At 41.9% G+C, this 513-nt stretch carries 1 protein-coding gene; it reads left to right on the top strand.

Going from position 1 to position 513, the window contains the following annotated elements; all coding sequences use genetic code 11:
• Nucleotides 1–227: 227 nt before the first annotated feature.
• Nucleotides 228–513 (top strand): hypothetical protein (locus tag ACM6LR_RS39350; RefSeq protein WP_414945660.1); only part of this gene is annotated, 286 nt, incomplete at its 3' end.

The following is a 513-nucleotide window of genomic DNA, read 5'->3' as shown; positions in this document are numbered from 1 at the left end:
TAATGGAGACTAAGGGAGTTGAATAGAACCAATCCGAATGTAAGGGAATGGAATGGAACGGAATGGAATGGAATGGAATGGAATGGAATGCAATGGAATGGAATCAACCCGAGTGCAATGGAATGGAGTGGAATGGAATGGAATGGAATGGAAACTACCCGAATGGAATGGAATGTAATGGAGTGTAAGGGAATTGAATAGAATCAATCCGAATGTAATGGAATGGAATGGAATGGAAAGGAATGGAATGGAATGGAATGGAATGGAATGGAATGGAATGGAATGGAATGGAAAGGAATAGAATGGAATGGAACGAATTGGAATGGAATGGAATCGAATGGAATGGAATGGAATGGAATGGAATCAACCCGAGTGCAGGGGAATGGAATGGAATGGAATGCAATGGAATGGAATCATCCGGAATGGAATGGAATGGAATGGAATGGAATGGAATCAACCCGAGTGCAATGGAATGGAGTGGAATGGAATGGAATGGAATGGAACAACCCGAAT

Origin of the sequence: Amycolatopsis sp. cmx-11-32 (genome assembly GCF_047608695.1) — a bacterium.
Lineage (GTDB): Bacteria > Actinomycetota > Actinomycetes > Mycobacteriales > Pseudonocardiaceae > Amycolatopsis.
The sequence above is the reverse complement of the archived record's forward strand: the minus strand, read 5'-3'. Positions and strand labels throughout refer to the sequence as shown.